Origin of the sequence: Joostella atrarenae (assembly GCF_021764745.1) — a bacterium.
Lineage (GTDB): Bacteria > Bacteroidota > Bacteroidia > Flavobacteriales > Flavobacteriaceae > Galbibacter > Galbibacter atrarenae.
On the sequence record NZ_JAETXX010000001.1, the window covers coordinates 774,632 to 791,479 of the forward strand.

Consider the following 16,848-nt stretch of genomic DNA (forward strand, 5'->3'; position numbering starts at 1 on the left):
ATGCCAAAGAAGATTGTAGGACTTTTGTTTATTGCGATACTAACTATTTTATCGTGTAAAGAAGAAGAGAAGAAAGTAGAGGAAGTGGGTGTTGTAGAAGCAGAAGGACTGGAGCCCGTTGAAGTGAAAGAATTTGGTTATGATTTAAACCAATATCTTGTTGTTAGAGATACAATAAAAGCTGGCGACAGTTTTGGTGAGATTTTACAGCGTAATAATATAGGATACCCTGAGATATATAATATTGTTGAAGGGGTAAAAGATTCATTTAATATAGCAAGCCTTCAAGTAGGAAAACCTTATACATTATTGTGTACTAAGGAAGATTCTTTACAGAAGCCAAAATGTTTTATCTATCAACCAAATAGTATAGATTATGTGGTGGTAGATTTTGCAGATTCTACATTAGTAAAAAAGGGTAAAAAAGAAGTTAAGCTTGTAGAACGTGAGGCTTCAGGAATTATAAACGGTTCTTTATATCAAACACTTCAGGAGCAAGGGTTAAGTCCTATTGTAGCTTATAAAATGTCCGATATCTATGCTTGGACTATAGATTTCTTCAGAATTCAGAAAGGAGATAAGTTTAAAGTTTTGTTTACTGAAAAGTATATAGACGATTCTATTTATGCAGGAGTAGATAAGATAAAGGGAGCATATTTTGAGCATAATGGAGAGCCTATTTATTCATTCCGTTTTGAGTCTGATTCTACAAAACATATTGTTGATTATTTTGATGAGAATGCTAAGAACTTAAGAAGAGCTTTCTTGAAAGCACCAGTTCAGTTTAGCAGAATATCATCTCGTTATAATTTAAATCGTAGAATTGCTTACTACGGAAATAAAGTGAGACCACATAAGGGGACTGACTTTGCTGCTCCAGTTGGAACACCAATTTTATCTACAGCAAATGGTACCGTAATAGAATCTACCAGAAGAGGTGGAAATGGTAATTATGTAAAAGTAAAACACAATTCAACTTATACAACCCAATATTTGCATATGCAGAAAAGGAAGGTGAAGGTGGGTGAGTATGTTAAACAAGGAGACGTTATTGGTTGGGTTGGTATGACTGGAAATACTAGTGGACCCCATGTTTGTTACCGTTTCTGGAAAAATGGGGCGCAAGTAGATCCGTTTAGACAAGATCTTCCAAAAGCAGAACCTATTGGAGATTCGTTGAAAGTGAAATATTTGGCTCATATAAAACCAATAAAGCAACAATTAGACGCAATAGAATATCCTTTGGATAAAAGCTCTGAAGAAGGAGAATATGTAACCGAATTAAATCAATAAAATGCCATTATCAGCAATCAACCCAACCAAGACAGAAGCTTGGAAGAAATTAGAAGAACATTATAGTACTTTTCATAATACATCGGTAAAGAGTTTGTTTGCTCAAGATGATAAAAGAGCAGAAAAGTTTACCATTCAATGGAATGATTTTTACGTAGATTTTTCTAAAAATAGAATCGATGATACTACGGTTAATTTACTTCTAGAACTAGCTAAAGAGGTCAACTTAAAGGATGCTATAGAAAAATGTTTTACTGGAGATCTTATTAATGAAACAGAAGGGAGAGCAGTACTTCATACAGCTTTAAGAGCCAAAGAAAGTGAGAAGATTTTTGTTGATGGAGAGAATGTTGTTCCTGAGATTTATAAGGTAAAAGAAAAAATAAAAACGTTTACAGAAAGTATTATTTCCGGAGAGAAGAAGGGGTATACTGGGAAAGCGTTTACCGATGTTGTAAATATCGGAATTGGAGGATCAGATCTTGGGCCGGCAATGGTTACAGAAGGACTCCAATATTATAAAAATCATCTTAATGTTCATTTTGTAAGTAATGTAGATGGAGATCATGTGCATGAAACTATCAAGAAATTAGATCCAGAGACTACTCTGTTTGTAATTGTTTCTAAAACTTTTACAACGCAAGAAACATTGAGCAATGCAACAACTCTTAAAAAGTGGTTTTTAGAATCTGCAACTCAAAAGGATGTTGCTGCACACTTTGTTGCAGTGTCTACGAATCTAGAAAAGATAAACGAATTTGGAATAGATTCTAATAATGTATTCCCAATGAAAGATTGGGTTGGAGGAAGATTTTCATTATGGAGTGCTGTTGGTTTGTCTATAGCGCTAGCAGTAGGTTTTGATAACTTCAACAAGCTGTTGGGGGGAGCTCAAGCCATGGACGATCACTTTAGAGAAACTCCTTTCGAAAGAAATATTCCAGTAATATTAGCACTTTTAAGTGTTTGGTATAATAATTTTTATGGAGCAGAAAGTGAAGCTTTAATACCTTATTCTCAATATTTACATAGACTCTCGGCATATCTTCAGCAGGGAACTATGGAGAGTAATGGAAAGAGTATGGATCGTGCCGGAAACCCAGTAGATTATCAAACGGGAACTATTATTTGGGGAGAACCTGGAACGAATTCACAACACGCATTTTTTCAATTGATTCACCAAGGGACTAAATTGATTCCGGCGGATTTTATTGGGTTTATAGAGTCACTTCATGGAGATAAAGATCATCATGATAAGTTGATGGCCAATTATTTTGCGCAGACGGAAGCTTTACTTAACGGAAAAACAGAAGCAGAAGTAAGAGAAGAGTTAGAAGGAAAAGATATTTCAGAAGAAGAAATTGAAAAATTACTCCCTTTTAAGTTATTTGAAGGAAATAAGCCTACAAACTCTATACTTATTGATAAGTTAACACCGCAAGCCCTCGGAGAAATTATAGCAATGTACGAGCATAAAATCTTTGTTCAAGGAGTAATTTGGGATATTTTTAGCTTCGATCAATGGGGTGTGGAATTAGGGAAACAATTAGCTTCTACAATACTTACCGATATAAAAAGCGAAAAGATTAGTAATCATGATAGTTCTACGTTAAATCTTTTGCGATTTTATAAAAACAGTTAACATATTTTGTTAAAATCTAAAAACGTAACATTGTAATCTGCACAAGATTATTATGTTACGTTTTTTGTTTACTTTTGTTCCAATGTTAAATTATTTAACATTACCTTAATGCTAGAAATCATTTAATAGATGATTTTTGCACCGTTAAATTAAATTAAACAAACAAATGAAGACGATCTACAATTGGATTTTAACTACAGTAATTGCATTGATTACTACTACAGCTTTCTCGCAAGGAACGATTACGGGTTCTGTAGTAGATGGAAGTTTCGGGGGGCCATTACCTGGAGCTAATGTTATGGTGAAAGGTTCTACATCTGGAACTTCAACCGACTTTGATGGTAATTTCACATTAAATGTTACTGAAAACTCAGGAACTATCGTAGTTTCATATATTGGGTTTGTAGCAAACCAAGTTTCTTTTACACTAAGTAACGGAAGTGCTAACATCGGAGCTGTTACTTTACAACCTGATGCTGAAGAGCTTGAAGGGGTTGTTGTTACAGGGGTTATTGATATAGCTAAGGACCGACAAACGCCAGTAGCTGTGTCTACTATTAAAGCTTCTGAAATTCAAGAAAAATTGGGATCTCAAGAATTTCCTGAAATCTTAAGATCAACGCCTTCAATTTATGTTACTAAGCAGGGTGGAGGATATGGAGATTCTAGGATTAATATACGTGGTTTTGATACAAACAATTCTGCGGTTATGATTAATGGAGCTCCTGTAAATGATATGGAGAATGGTTCAGTATATTGGAGTAACTGGGCAGGGTTAAGTGATGTGACTTCTGCTATGCAGGTGCAAAGAGGTTTAGGGTCTTCTAAATTAGCTGTGTCTTCTGTTGGAGGTACAATTAATGTTATTACAAAATCTTCTGATAAGTCAGAAGGTGGTTCTATTTCTACATCTGTAGGAAATGACAACTATTTGAAGACGTTAGCTTCTTATAACACAGGGGTTATGGATAGTGGTTTTTCTATGTCTGCTTTATTTAGTAGAACTGCTGGAGATGGTTATGTTGATGGAACAGCGTTTGAAGGATATAATTATTTTTTAGCATTTGGATTTAAGCCTAATGATAAGCATGATTTACAATTCACTTTAACAGGAGCGCCACAACAACATAATCAAAGAAGTTTTTCTCCAACATTAAATGATTATATTAAATATGGTCAAAATGGAGATCCAGATAGAAGATATAATAGTGATTATGGATATAGAAATGGAAAGGAATTTACTTTTGGAGGAAACTTTTATCATAAGCCTGTAGCATCTTTAAACTGGGATTGGAATATATCTGATAATTCAACATTATCTACAGTGTTATATGCTTCATTTGGTAGAGGGGGATCAATCGGTTCTATTGGACGTATTAATGGAGATAGATCTTATTCATCAAAATTTAAAGATGCAAATGGTTTAATAAGAGTTGATGATATTATTGCTTGGAATGGTGGAGCTGATGTTCCAGACTTTGGAGCGCCTAGAACTGGATACTCAGGTGGAGGTGATGCTCAATATCAAGGACAATTTATAAATGGAGGTGATTATAATAACAGATCATTAACGAATTCTGATTCAGGACATATTTTTGGGTCTGAAAATGGTATCTCTCAAAGGTCTTCGGTGAACTCACATAACTGGTATGGTGCCATTATTAACTTTAATAACAAAATAAATGATAATTGGAGTTGGGATATTGGAGCTGATTTAAGAACTTATAAAGGATATCATTATAGAAGGTTAGTTGATCTTCTTGGAGCTGATGCTTATGTTGATAATGATGATGTAAATAATCCATATAGTTTCTCTACTGATACATATTCTCCAAAAGTCGGAAACACTTGGAATGTGTTTAAGGATGTAGATAAAGAAACAAAAATTGATTATTATAATTTAGGATATGTAAATTGGGCAGGAGGATTTGGTCAATTAGAGTATTCTAATGATGTGATTTCTGCTTTTATACAAGGAGCCGTATCTAACCAAGGGTTTAAACGAGAGGATAAATTTAATTATTTAGATTCAGATCCAGAACAAGAAACAGATTGGGTTAATAGAGTCGGAGGTAATATTAAAGGGGGTGTTAACTACAACATAAACGCTAAGCACAATGTTTTTGCAAATGCCGGATTTTATTCTAAGCAACCTTTGTTTGATGCAGTTTTCTTAAACTATGTAAATGATTTAAATGAAGACCTTACGAATGAAAAAATATTAGGTTTAGAATTAGGATATGGATTCAGAAGTTCTGAATTTACTGCTGATGTAAATGTGTATAGAACATCTTGGAAGGATAGATTTTTATCCGAAAGTGTTATAGTCGATGGAGATAACAATGGTTCCGCAAACTTTAAAGGAATAGAGCAAGTACACAGTGGTGTTGAGCTTGTGGCAAACTATCGTCCTTTACATCAATTTTTTGATGTGTACGGTATGTTATCTATAGGTAACTGGGAATATGAAGGGGATGTAAATGCAGCTGTGTACGATTCAGGTCAAAACCTAGTTGGAAATTATACTTTATATCTAGACGGTGTAAAGGTTGGAGATGCAGCTCAAGTAACTTCTAGGTTAGGTATAGGTGTTATGCCAGTAGAAGGTTTAAGACTTGATGCAAGTTGGGATAGAGCTGATAAATTATATGCAGATTTTGCAGGGGATAGTGGTAATTTCGTAGATCAATTTGGAAGCCCAGATAATGAAGGTGCACTTGAATTACCAGATTATAATTTATTTGATGCAGGAATATCTTATAAATTAGTAGTAGGGAAAGATAGAGATAAAGCTATTAATTTAAGATTAAATGTAAACAACTTATTTGATAATACTTACATATCTGAGTCTGATACAAATATATTTGCTGAAGCTGGTGATGATACTTATAAAGGTATTAACACAAATAACAGAGTGTTTTTTGGATGGGGAAGAGCATGGAACATGACAGTTCGTTATAACTTCTAAAAATAAAATCACTACAATATTTAAGCCCCGCAATTTGCGGGGTTTTTTTATGTCTTTTCTGAAGTTTATCAAGCTTTAATTCTTATTTTTGAAGAACTAACAAAACAAACATACTCATGTATACAACAGTTAATGCTTTGCATTCATATTGGGCGTATTTTACGCTTTTAGTACTTATTATAGCCGTTCTAAATGCTATGGTAGGATATTTTAAGAATAAAGATTTTAGTCTGGCTAAAGACTTTAGAATAAGTCTTTTCGCTCTTATCTTTTCTCACTTACAATTGGTAATAGGTTTAATACTTTACTTTGTTTCTCCAAGGTTTTCTTCTTGGCAGACAGGAGGAGTTATGGGAGATAGCCTTTTAAGACTAGTTCTTGTAGAGCATCCTTTTATTAATATTATTGCAATCGCTTTAATTACTATCGGTTGGAGTAAGCATAAAAAAGAAACTACTTCTAAAAGAAAATTCGGAAAGATTGCCTTATTCTACGGAATTGGACTTTTCTTGATTTTACTTAGAATACCTTATATGCTTTGGTTCGATTAGTCTATTTCTTGACTTTTTTAACTAAATAGAGATAGACCGGAAAATGGTCAGAATATCCTGCTGTAAAAGCACCTGAAGCATAGCTTCTAAAAGGATATCCTTTGTATTTTCCGGTTTTTGTTTTTAAATATTCTGCACTGAAAATACCTGCTTTCCAAAAATGCATCCCGTCATCTTTTTTTAATAGGTTTGAAGTGAAAAAAAATTGATCAAATAAACTCCATTTGTCTCGATATGCAAGAGATCCGATTCCTTTCTTATATAATTTTTCCATAGGATTATACAAGTTATTGATCTCATCTAGCTCATCTCTTTCTCCTTTTGTTCTTAGTATATTTTTAAAACTTGCGTCTGTAGGGTTATCATTATAATCGCCCATACTGATTATTTTAATGGCTGGATTTCTCCATACTACAGAATCAATTATTTTCTTATTTAATCTCGCTGCTGCTTCTCTAAAGGGTCTACTTCTTTGTTCGCCTCCACTTCTCGATGGCCAATGATTAACAATAAAACAAAAATGCTCTCCTTCAAAATATCCATCAACCACCAATTGATCTCTTGTGTAATCTCGGAATCCCTTCTCGTTGTATATTATAAGTCTTCTATAATGAATAGTATTAGGAATAAAACTTTCTTTTTTATAAAATAAAGCTACATCTATGCCGCGTTCATCTGGAGAATCTTCATGTATAATACCGTAATCACTACTTATTAAATCTGGATGACTCTTGAGGTCTGTAAGTACTTTTATGTTTTCTACTTCAGCAAAACCAATAACCGTAGGAGTATTGTCTATCGTTTCATTTGTAATCTCTTTTATGACCTTAGCAAGTCTGGATAATTTTATATTATATCGCTCCTCCGTCCATTTGTATTTTCCATTAGGAGTTCGTTGGTCATCAAAAGTTAGAGAATCATCTAGTGTGTCATATAGATTTTCAACATTGTAAAAGGCGATGCTTTTTATTGAATATTCTGTTGATTGTGCAATCAAAATAAAAGATTTTAATACGACAATTGTAATTAATAACTTCTTCATTATATATTATTTTCTATAAATAAGTAGTAAATGTACGTTATATTTCACTACATTGAAGATTCAAGTGCTTGATAATGAGTGTGAAAGTTTTAGTTCTTTGTTGTTTATTAGTTAGTTTTCACTGTTTGTATGGGCAGGAACTAAAAGGCTCTATCTATGATTTAAGAACGCAACTCCCTATTGAAGGTGCTTTGATTGAAGTAGAAGATTCTTTTCACGAAGTGTTGTCATCTTTGGATGGTAATTTTGTGATTTTAGATGTTGCTAGTAATAATCATGTGCTTAAAATTACCAAAGAAGGTTATATTATTAAGTTTCTCCCGTTTTCTAAAAAATATTTGCAGACAGTAAATTTTAAAACCATCTATTTAGAAGTAGATGTTAAAGAACTTCAGCAGGAAAACAGTATTTCTCTTTCTGATAGTGATTTTATAGATGATGTAGATACCGATTTTTCAGGGCAAATGCTTCAAGCAACACGTGATATTTTTCTTAGTAGAGCAGCTTTCGATTTTAGTCAATCCTTTTTTAAAGTAAAAGGATATGATTCTAAATATGGGGATGTTTTAATAAATGGAGTTCGGATGAATCGAGTCTTTAATGGTAGACCGCAATGGAGTAATTGGGGAGGGATAAATGACGTACTTCGAAATCAAGAATATTTTTATGGTTTAAAGGCAAATCCTTATGGTTTTGGTGGACTCCTTGGAACTACAAATATGAATACTAATCCTGCTAAAATGCGTCCCGGAATACGTTTGTCTTCTTCAGCTTCTAACAAATCTTATAGGGGTAGATTGATGGCAACTTATAACTCTGGAGTAAAAAAGAGCGGAATTTCATATTCATTATCCGCTTCAAAACGATGGGGGAAAGAGGGCTATGTTTCTGGAACCTTATATGATGCCTATTCTGTGTTTGGAGCAATAGGATATCAAACAGGGAAGCAGAATTTTTATTTTACTGGAATGTATACACCTAATAGAAGAGGTAAGTCTGCTGCTATTACTGCGGAAGTATTTCAGCTTGTAGGGAGAAAATATAATCCATATTGGGGAGAGCAAGATGGTGAGATTCGTAATTCTAAAGAAAGAAACATAGAAGAACCTATCGCTATGTTTAATTATGATTTTTCAGGTGATAAACTTACCCTGAATTTTGGTGCTGCATATCAATTCGGTAGCTTTAGTAGTAGTCGCTTAGGGTATTATAATGCTCCAAGTCCCAATCCAGACTATTATAGATATCTACCCAGTTTTTATATTAATAATTCTTTAGGAGCTAATTTTGATAATGCCAATCTAGCTAAAGAGGGGTTTCAAGAAAACCCGCAAATGCAATGGAGTTCTTTATATAGTGCTAATTTATCTAGTGAGCGGAATGGTAAAAGTTCTTATGTGCTTTATAATGATCAAGCGGATGAGAACCAATTGTTTGTAAATATCAATTCAAGCTATATTTTTAGTGATTACTTTAAGATTGAAGGTGGTTTTAGATATCATAAATCGGATGCAGAGAATTATGGACTTCTTTTGGATTTACTTGGTGGTAATTTTCATGAAGATATAGATACATTTTCAGATACTAAAAATGATGTTGAGCATGAAGTTCAGAAAGGTGTTGGCGATAAGATGGGATATAATTATAATATCAATTCTAGTTTCTATGAAGGTTTTTTGCAGGGGGATTTTCAGTTAGAAAAATTAGCATTTTTTGTTTCAGCCAAAATATCACAAACAACATATCAAAGAGAAGGTTTGTTTATAAATGAGCGCTTTCCATTAACCTCTCAGGGGAAAGGTGAAATTCAAAATTTCACAGATTATGGGTTTAAAACTGGACTGACGTATAAGTTTAATAATCGTCATATTGTAAATCTGTCAGCTGCTTATTTAACAAAGGCCCCGACGTTGCAAAATACTTTTGTAAACGCTAGAGAAAATAATAAAACTGTAGATAGTCTGCAATCCGAAGTTATATATTCTGGAGCACTTACATATAATCTTGATCTTCCTAATATAAGCATGAGATTTACGGGTTATTATTCCAAATTTAAAGAAGTAACGGATATAAATTATTTTTATGTAGATGCAGGTGTGGGGAGTGACTTTATCCAAGAGGTGGTAACAGGAATTGAAAAGTTACATTACGGAGGTGAACTTGGGTTTTCTTATCAAGCTACAACAGAAATTAAACTTACAGCTGTTGCATCCTATGGAGATTTTAGTTATACCGAGAATGCTAATGTAACCATCAATTTCGATACCGTTGGAGCGGAGGAAGATCTAATTAATTTAATAGGAACATTAGATTTGGGTGAGACAGCAATAAAAGATTTTAAGCTTGCTGTAGGCCCTCAAAAAGCATATTCTATTGGTGTAGATTATAGAAGTTCTAATTATTGGTGGGTTGGTGCAACAGGAAACTATTTAGCGGATAACTATGTGGATATTTCTGCTATTAAAAGAACAAGTAGCTTTTTACAAGATCCCGATGGGGATGTTTTTTCCAATGCTACTCCAGAGATAGTTACAGAGCTTTTGACACAAGAGCGATTAACTCCTATTTATTTATTGAATCTTACTGGCGGAAAATCTTGGTTGATAGACAAGAAATATATTAGCTTTTTTGTGAGTGTTAATAACCTATTTGATGTTAGTTATAGAACGGGAGGTTATGAGCAGAGTAGGAATGGTAATTTTGGACAGGCATATAACGATACGCAACGTGGCGCTCCACTTTTTGGGAATAAATACTGGTATGGATACGGTAGATCATACTTTGTGAACCTTGCTTTAAGCTTTTAATATGCGAAATCTAAAAAATGTAGTGCTCAGTATTATTTATTTAACAGCTATTCTTATTTTCTTTTTTGCTTGTGTTGCAGATGATCAGCACGATATTCCAAACGATATTTGTATAGAGAATACATTGGAGGTAAATGCTTCTTATGACGAAGTTAAGGCTCTATATAATGGAGAGATCCTAAGAATTCAAGAGGATTTAATTATATCTGGATACATAAATTCTTCTGATGCAGCTAGTAATTTTTTTGGGAATATCCATTTTCAAGATCATCCTACAAATCCTACTCAAGGGCTTCAAATAGAATTGGATTTAAGGAATCTTGCGATTTTTTATCCCATTGGTCAAAAGGTTTTTATAAAATTAAAAGACCTTTATTTAGATAATGATAAAGGAACATATAAGCTTGGGGGTACGTTTACTGCTTTTGGAAATCTTTCTGTAGGGAGACTTCCCGCAACTAAAATTAAGGAACATATAATTGTATCCTGTGATGAAGTTGTGCCAATGGTTCCGAAGAAATATGAGATGGAGCAGCTTGATAGTACGATGGTGAATACGTTGGTTGTTGTTGATGATTTAGATGTTGGTCCTGAAAGATTATGTGGCACGTTTGCAGAATTCCGAGAAACTACAGATGTGGAACTGAATAATTGCAACGGGGCACCTTTAATTATGAGAAATAGCGGCTTTTCTGATTTTCAGTCTGCACTTTTGCCTGTAGGAAATGGTCTTGTTACAGGGGTGTTGACAAAAGAGCGTGAAGAATATATAATTACTATTCGTGATCTAAATGATGTAGATATGAATAATGAAAGGTGCGATGCGATTGAATATTATTGTGAAATACCAGAAGCTAATACAACCATTTTTGATGTTAAAGAAAAGTACTTGGGGGAGAGGGTTACGATAAAAGAACCTTTAGTTCTTAATGCTACGATTATTGCTAATGATGAAAATAAGAATTTTTCTAAACAGCTATATGTACAAGATGCTACTGGAGGAATTAAGGTTAAGTTAGATGATACTAAGATTTTTGAAAGATTTCCGTTGAATGCTGTAATTACAATTGTAGTGAATGGATTAACTTTAGATAAAATTGATGAGGAATATACTTTAGGGATCTTAAATGATGAAGAGATTCTTGGAGTCGAAAAAGAAGATTATTATCGCTTTTTTTATGATGAAGGGGAGTATTCAGAAATAGCGCCTAATAAAATAAAAATTGCTGATATTTCTGAAGCTGATATTGGAAGTTTAATAGTTGTAGATTCTGTTCAATTTGTAGATAATTCTAAGTTCGTTATAAATAATAGAGATACAAAGAATGTTATAACAGATTGTTTTGCTAATGAACTTACTTTAAATACATCGCGTAGTTTTGTTTATGGTAGTGAGGTCGTTCCTGTTAATAATGGAAGCATAATCGGTATTTTACAATATGATAATGGGTTTCAGATAAGGATAAGAGATGTTGCTGACTTAGTCGGGATGAATCTTGAAAGATGTAATGTTCTAGATAATGCTGCAGAGATAAGTCTGGATACTTTAATTAGTCAATATGGAGAAAGTGGAAAAGAGATAAAAGAAAATCTTAAGATAAAAGGGTTTGTCACTACAGATTATTTAACTCATAACCTTGAAAATACTAGCGCGATAATTCAAAATCAAGATATTGGAATGGAGCTAGAATTTAAAGAGGCACACCAGATTCCCTTAAATTCTGAAATCACTATCGCCTTACGTGGGTTAACATTTTTTAATGATGAATATGGATTTCGTATTAAAGGGTTGACTAATGATCATATTTTAAATATTATTGAAGCTCAGCCTGTAAAACCATTAATAGTCAGTATAGATGAATTATTATCGTTAAAATACAATAATGTAATTGTTGAGTTGCAAGGATTCCAATTTGAAGATGTTAATGCTGTATATGCTGGAGATAATGTTATTGTTAACTGTGAGGATAGTTATATAGTTTCAATACTCGAATCTGCGAGTTTTGCTAATGTTAATGTAAGTGATGGAAAGGGAAATATTGTTGGAGTATTAATCAGAGGTCGGTTTTATGTGAGATCTGTTTCAGACTTTACGTTTGATCAGCCTTATGAAGATTGTTCTTTAAAATTGACAAGCAAGTTTATCTTCATTTCTGAAATAGCTGATCCAGACAATAGCAGTGCTGCTTTGAATATGCGATTTATAGAACTCTATAATTCTAGTGATAAAGAAGTAAGTCTTAATGGTTGGGTATTGCGAAGGTATACAAATGCAAATGTAAGTTTTACGGAGCGCAGTGTTATTGATTTGTCTGGTTATGTTATCCCGCCAGAAAGTGCTTTTATAATAGCTTCAAATGAGGTAGATTTTATTTCAACTTATGGGTTTTCCCCAAATTTGGAGGCTGGAACTGGTAGCGCAGCAGATTCTAATGGAGATGATAATATAGAATTAGTGGACGGTAATGGTAGCGTTGTAGATGTATTTGGGAGACCTGGCGAGGATGGATCGGGTACAAATCACGAATTTGAAGATGGTAGAGCTGTGAGGAATCTAACAGTAACTACTAACAATAATCAATATGATTTTTTACAGTGGATGGTTTTTAATGATACGGGTGAATCTGGAACTGCAAATCTCCCAAAAATAGCCCCGCAAGATTACAATCCAGGACAAAGGTAGCTGCATTTGGTTTAGATTGTTGAATATATTTTATTTCTTCAACAAGGTTAAATCTATGTAAACATGATATTTATCATGTTTTGTTAGAATTATTGAGTTTACTTTTGTTAAAGATTAAAACATAAATACTATACTTTGGAGTTTATGTTTAGCTGAAGTATTCTGAATTTTGAGGGGAATGATGAATAAAATTAAAGCTTCTAATCTTTTTTAAATTATTTGTTATTTAAAAGGCTTCCATTTTTAAGTGGAAGCCTTTTATTTTTTTATTCAGTAAAAAGAGCTTTTAATTCTGTAGCTTCATTTGGTTTCATTTTTCCAGCTAAGACTAGGCTAAGTTGCTTTCTTCTAAGTGCACCTTCAAAACGTTCTTTTTCTAGTTTTGTTTCTGGTACCGTTGGAGGAACAGCTACTGGTTTCCCTGTGTCGTCTACAGCTACAAAAGTGTATATTGCCTCATTAGCTTTGCTTCTGTGACCATTTTCTCGATCTTCAATCCAAACATCAAGGTATATTTCCATAGAGCTATTAAACGCTCTAGAAACACATGCTTCTACAGTAACAACACTTCCTAGTGGAATAGCTCGGTTAAAAGCTACATGGTTTACAGATGCAGTCACTGTAACTCTTCTGGAGTGTCTTCTAGCAGCAATACTTGCAGCCCTGTCCATTCTGGCTAGTAACTCACCACCAAATAAATTGTTTAGTGGGTTTGTTTCACTAGGTAAAACAAGGTCGGTCATTATTGTGCGAGATTCGCTAGGTGTCTTTGCTTGCATTATTTTTATTTTTTTTGCAAAGATATCTTCATTTATTTCAATAAAAGAAAATTAGTTAGATAATATTTATAGAATACTCATAGTTAGATTAATATTGACATCAGTAAATACATAAATACTATTAATAGGAAGAGCTATATTTTAATGATGAGCCAAAAAAAAAGCCTCATTATTTAATGAGGCTATGTATATATTGCTATGATAGCAAGCTTATTTTATTTCGTCAACCAAAAGCCAAGCTTCGGAAGATTCTGTCTTTTTAACTTCTCTTAGAAATGTTAATGCCTCAGGAACATCAGCAAAACTAGCATAGGTAACTTGATGTAGGCCATATTTGTTTTTTCCTATACGCTCTGCATCAAATCCTTTTTCTATGAGTTGATTTACTTTTTTATCTGCATTTTCTTCTACTCTAAAAGCGCCAGCTACAATATGATATTTTAAAGGTTGCTTTTCAACTTTTAAAGTAATAGAAGGAATTTCTAATGGAGCAGTATCAAAAAATGTAGCTTTCTGGATATCTCTCTCAATTTGTTCTTGAGCCTCTTGTTGGGCAACTTGAACTTGATTTTCTTTCTGAATGTCAACCAATCGATACCCGATAGTTCCAGCAGAAACTGCTAATAAGAATATTGCAGCATATTTTAAGTAAGAACGATTTTTTCTTCGCTCTGGAGTAAATGCAATCGGAGCTTTCTCTTCAATTTTTTCTACATCTTTCTTTAACTCCTCTCTAGTGATAGAAGGTGAAACAAAAGAAGATAATCCGAATGAATCTGTTAAATAGTTTAAATGATAAGAAGGTTGGAATAATATTTTTTCATCTTCATTAGACCAAAGTTCTCCTATGTTTTTTAGCGCTATTCTTTCTTTAGATAGTAATGTTTTTCTCCATGAAAGTACAGTGGCTTCAATTTTCTTTGTAGCCTCTTCGTAAGAGATATTTTGTGCTTCTGCTACATATTTAGTAAGCAACCCATCATTAGATTTTAGTTGCTCATTAAATGCGATTGATTTAGATGGAGGATAGAATGCATTAGTGTTATAGTGCACTTTTGCAGGTTTGTGTTGAGTTATGAAAGAACCAAAACCTGGAATGGTCACACACTCATATCTGTATAATAAATCGCTTATGTAATTATCTATTCGCATATAGCAAAGATGTAAAAAAATCGAGTAGATTTTAAAATACTTTTTCAGTTTTTATTAACAGTAGTTTTTTTTCTATACTTTTATGACTGATAATCATTTGTTTAGATGACAGATAAAGAGCTTCTTTTTTTATTAGCAATGCATAGAGCGCCTAAAGTTGGGGATATTACTGCAAAGAAAATCCTACAACATTGCGGTAGTGCGGAAGCGGTTTTTAAAGAAAAAAGGAGTAATCTACTTCAGATTGGAGGGGTAGGTACGTTTTTAGTAAATCAGTTATTGCGTAAGGAAAATCTAATTGAAGCAGAGAAAGAGCTTGCATTTATTAGAAGTAGTAATTATAATGTAGTTTCATATTATGAGGAGGAGTATCCTCGTAACCTTCGGCATTGTATTGATGGTCCAATTCTTATTTTTAGTAGAGGTAATATTAATCTAACGAAGCCTAATAATAAGATTTTGAGTATTGTGGGTACGCGTCAAATTACTTCTTATGGAGCGGCTTTTTGTGAAGAACTGATAAGTGATTTAGCTCCTTTTGATCCCTTAATTCTTAGTGGTTTTGCATACGGAATAGATATTTGTGCACATAAAAGTGCAATGAAAAATAATTTACAAACTATAGGTTGTTTAGCTCACGGTCTTAATCAGATTTATCCTAAAGTGCATTCTAAATATGTTTCCGAAATGGAACATAGCGGAGGCTTTATTACAGATTTTTGGAGCGATGAAGGCCCTGAGCGTAATAATTTCTTAAAAAGGAATCGCGTAATAGCGGGAATGGCAGATGCTGTAATCGTAATTGAGTCGGCAGGAAAAGGGGGGAGTTTGGTTACTGCAGATATTGCAGCGTCCTATAATCGAGATGTTTTTGCAGTTCCTGGTAGAGCTACAGATAAGTTTAGTGAGGGGTGTAATAATCTTATAAAAACACAACAAGCGCATATGATAACTTCAGCCGCCGATATTGTTTATATGTTAGGTTGGGAATTGAAAGAACCTGTAAATTCTGTACAGAAACAAATGTTTGTTGAAATGGATGAAAGCGAACAAACTGTTTATGATTATTTACAAGAAAATGGAAAGCAATTATTAGATAGTATTGCGTTAGGCTGTAAAATGCCAATACATAAACTGGTAACAGTTTTATTCGGGATGGAAATGAAAGGAGTTGTGCGCCCGTTGCCAGGTAAATTGTTTGAGTTGATATAAGGATTGCTTCATGTTCGAAAATGAAAAGCCTATGTTTTCTTCAATTAATTAAATATAATTGTTAAAATATTGAATATATAGAATTTATTTAATATAAAAACCTATATTTAGGTGGTAATATAAATTATGTGTTATGAAGAAAATATTCTTTTTGTGTTTATTTATTTTATTGATTTCATGTGAAAAAGATTCAATTTCGGAAGAAGAATTGGTTGTAGTAAAGGCAGTGCACTATGACTCAGCAACATTACATTACTCTGGAAATGGAAAGTGGTACGCATCTTTTGGAGGCGTTATAGCTTGGTTTAATGGAGCTTCCCCTAGTCAACTCGAAAATGGAGTAAGAAGTGCATGGGAAATGACGGTATCCCCTAATGACCCATTGTCATATGATAAAAATGCTGTTATTTCGTGGGGAGGTAGTGCTTTTGGTTTTCACATAAGTAAAACGGTATTTGGGTATGGGGAAATAAAGAAAAGTATAAAAAAGGTAACTAGAAATAGTGATGGGAGTTATTCATCTACGAGTGTTTATCAATATGTAAAACAATCTAATTCAACTGTGGCAAATTATAGAGGAAAAATTATTTTAGATGAAAACTGTTATCCTATAATTGTGGATGCTAATTCAGATATGCCTTCAGGTTGTATGGAAGACGATGCAGGAGGGAGTGGAGATGATGAGATATTAATTCCATATTAAATTTGTATATGTTATT

The 16,848-nt window shown here is 33.3% G+C and carries 11 protein-coding genes; 8 read left to right on the forward strand and 3 right to left on the reverse strand.

The window, feature by feature from the left end; genetic code table 11:
* The 4 genes from JM658_RS03365 to JM658_RS03380 all read left to right on the forward strand — a co-directional run bounded on the left by JM658_RS03365 (position 1) and on the right by JM658_RS03380 (position 6,454).
* Entirely contained in the window at positions 1 to 1,293 is a 1,293-nt protein-coding gene (locus JM658_RS03365) for a peptidoglycan DD-metalloendopeptidase family protein (protein WP_236957814.1), read from the forward strand.
* Position 1,294: 1 nt separating this feature from the next.
* The gene (pgi, locus tag JM658_RS03370; protein WP_236957815.1) at positions 1,295 to 2,935 is read left to right on the forward strand and encodes a glucose-6-phosphate isomerase; all 1,641 of its coding nucleotides are present in this window, start codon (positions 1,295 to 1,297) and stop codon (positions 2,933 to 2,935) included.
* Positions 2,936 to 3,101: 166 nt separating this feature from the next.
* Positions 3,102 to 5,903, forward strand: coding sequence for a TonB-dependent receptor (locus tag JM658_RS03375; protein WP_236957816.1), 2,802 nt, complete (start codon positions 3,102 to 3,104; stop codon positions 5,901 to 5,903).
* Between the two features lie 116 nt (positions 5,904 to 6,019).
* Positions 6,020 to 6,454, forward strand: coding sequence for a hypothetical protein (locus tag JM658_RS03380; protein WP_236957817.1), 435 nt, complete (start codon positions 6,020 to 6,022; stop codon positions 6,452 to 6,454).
* 1 nt (position 6,455) lies between these two features.
* On the opposite strand, the gene JM658_RS03385 is transcribed toward JM658_RS03380, so the two are convergent.
* Positions 6,456 to 7,496: an endonuclease/exonuclease/phosphatase family protein gene (locus JM658_RS03385; protein ID WP_236957818.1), complete on the reverse strand. Its 1,041-nt coding sequence runs from the start codon at positions 7,494 to 7,496 to the stop codon at positions 6,456 to 6,458.
* Between the two features lie 74 nt (positions 7,497 to 7,570).
* Here JM658_RS03385 and JM658_RS03390 point away from each other — a divergent pair, with 74 nt between their 5' ends.
* Both JM658_RS03390 and JM658_RS03395 read left to right on the forward strand, forming a co-directional pair.
* Positions 7,571 to 10,303: a P44/Msp2 family outer membrane protein gene (locus tag JM658_RS03390; protein ID WP_236957819.1), complete on the forward strand. Its 2,733-nt coding sequence runs from the start codon at positions 7,571 to 7,573 to the stop codon at positions 10,301 to 10,303.
* A 1-nt stretch (position 10,304) separates the two neighbouring features.
* Positions 10,305 to 12,986, forward strand: a complete 2,682-nt coding sequence (locus JM658_RS03395; RefSeq protein ID WP_236957820.1) for a DUF5689 domain-containing protein — start codon at positions 10,305 to 10,307, stop codon at positions 12,984 to 12,986.
* A 266-nt stretch (positions 12,987 to 13,252) separates the two neighbouring features.
* Here JM658_RS03395 and JM658_RS03400 read toward each other — a convergent pair whose 3' ends face one another.
* Together JM658_RS03400 and JM658_RS03405 are read right to left on the reverse strand one after the other, a co-directional pair.
* Positions 13,253 to 13,765, reverse strand: coding sequence for an acyl-CoA thioesterase (locus JM658_RS03400; RefSeq protein ID WP_236957821.1), 513 nt, complete (start codon positions 13,763 to 13,765; stop codon positions 13,253 to 13,255).
* 210 nt (positions 13,766 to 13,975) lie between these two features.
* Complete coding sequence (locus JM658_RS03405; RefSeq protein WP_236957822.1) at positions 13,976 to 14,917, reverse strand: HU domain-containing protein; 942 nt, start codon at positions 14,915 to 14,917, stop codon at positions 13,976 to 13,978.
* Positions 14,918 to 15,022: 105 nt separating this feature from the next.
* Between JM658_RS03405 and dprA the strand changes: the two genes are divergently transcribed.
* Both dprA and JM658_RS03415 read left to right on the forward strand, forming a co-directional pair.
* Positions 15,023 to 16,129 (forward strand): DNA-processing protein DprA, encoded by a 1,107-nt coding sequence (dprA, locus tag JM658_RS03410; protein WP_236957823.1) that lies wholly within the window; start codon positions 15,023 to 15,025, stop codon positions 16,127 to 16,129.
* Positions 16,130 to 16,262: 133 nt separating this feature from the next.
* Positions 16,263 to 16,832: a hypothetical protein gene (locus tag JM658_RS03415; RefSeq protein WP_236957824.1), complete on the forward strand. Its 570-nt coding sequence runs from the start codon at positions 16,263 to 16,265 to the stop codon at positions 16,830 to 16,832.
* Positions 16,833 to 16,848: the final 16 nt, after the last annotated feature.

Coding starts and splice junctions, on each gene's coding strand:
- JM658_RS03365 (WP_236957814.1), top strand. CDS start 1: ATGCCAAAGAAGATTGTAGGACTTTTGTTTATTGCGATACTAACTATT.
- pgi (WP_236957815.1), top strand. CDS start 1,295: ATGCCATTATCAGCAATCAACCCAACCAAGACAGAAGCTTGGAAGAAA.
- JM658_RS03375 (WP_236957816.1), top strand. CDS start 3,102: ATGAAGACGATCTACAATTGGATTTTAACTACAGTAATTGCATTGATT.
- JM658_RS03380 (WP_236957817.1), top strand. CDS start 6,020: ATGTATACAACAGTTAATGCTTTGCATTCATATTGGGCGTATTTTACG.
- JM658_RS03385 (WP_236957818.1), bottom strand. CDS start 7,496: ATGAAGAAGTTATTAATTACAATTGTCGTATTAAAATCTTTTATTTTG.
- JM658_RS03390 (WP_236957819.1), top strand. CDS start 7,571: ATGAGTGTGAAAGTTTTAGTTCTTTGTTGTTTATTAGTTAGTTTTCAC.
- JM658_RS03395 (WP_236957820.1), top strand. CDS start 10,305: ATGCGAAATCTAAAAAATGTAGTGCTCAGTATTATTTATTTAACAGCT.
- JM658_RS03400 (WP_236957821.1), bottom strand. CDS start 13,765: ATGCAAGCAAAGACACCTAGCGAATCTCGCACAATAATGACCGACCTT.
- JM658_RS03405 (WP_236957822.1), bottom strand. CDS start 14,917: ATGCGAATAGATAATTACATAAGCGATTTATTATACAGATATGAGTGT.
- dprA (WP_236957823.1), top strand. CDS start 15,023: ATGACAGATAAAGAGCTTCTTTTTTTATTAGCAATGCATAGAGCGCCT.
- JM658_RS03415 (WP_236957824.1), top strand. CDS start 16,263: ATGAAGAAAATATTCTTTTTGTGTTTATTTATTTTATTGATTTCATGT.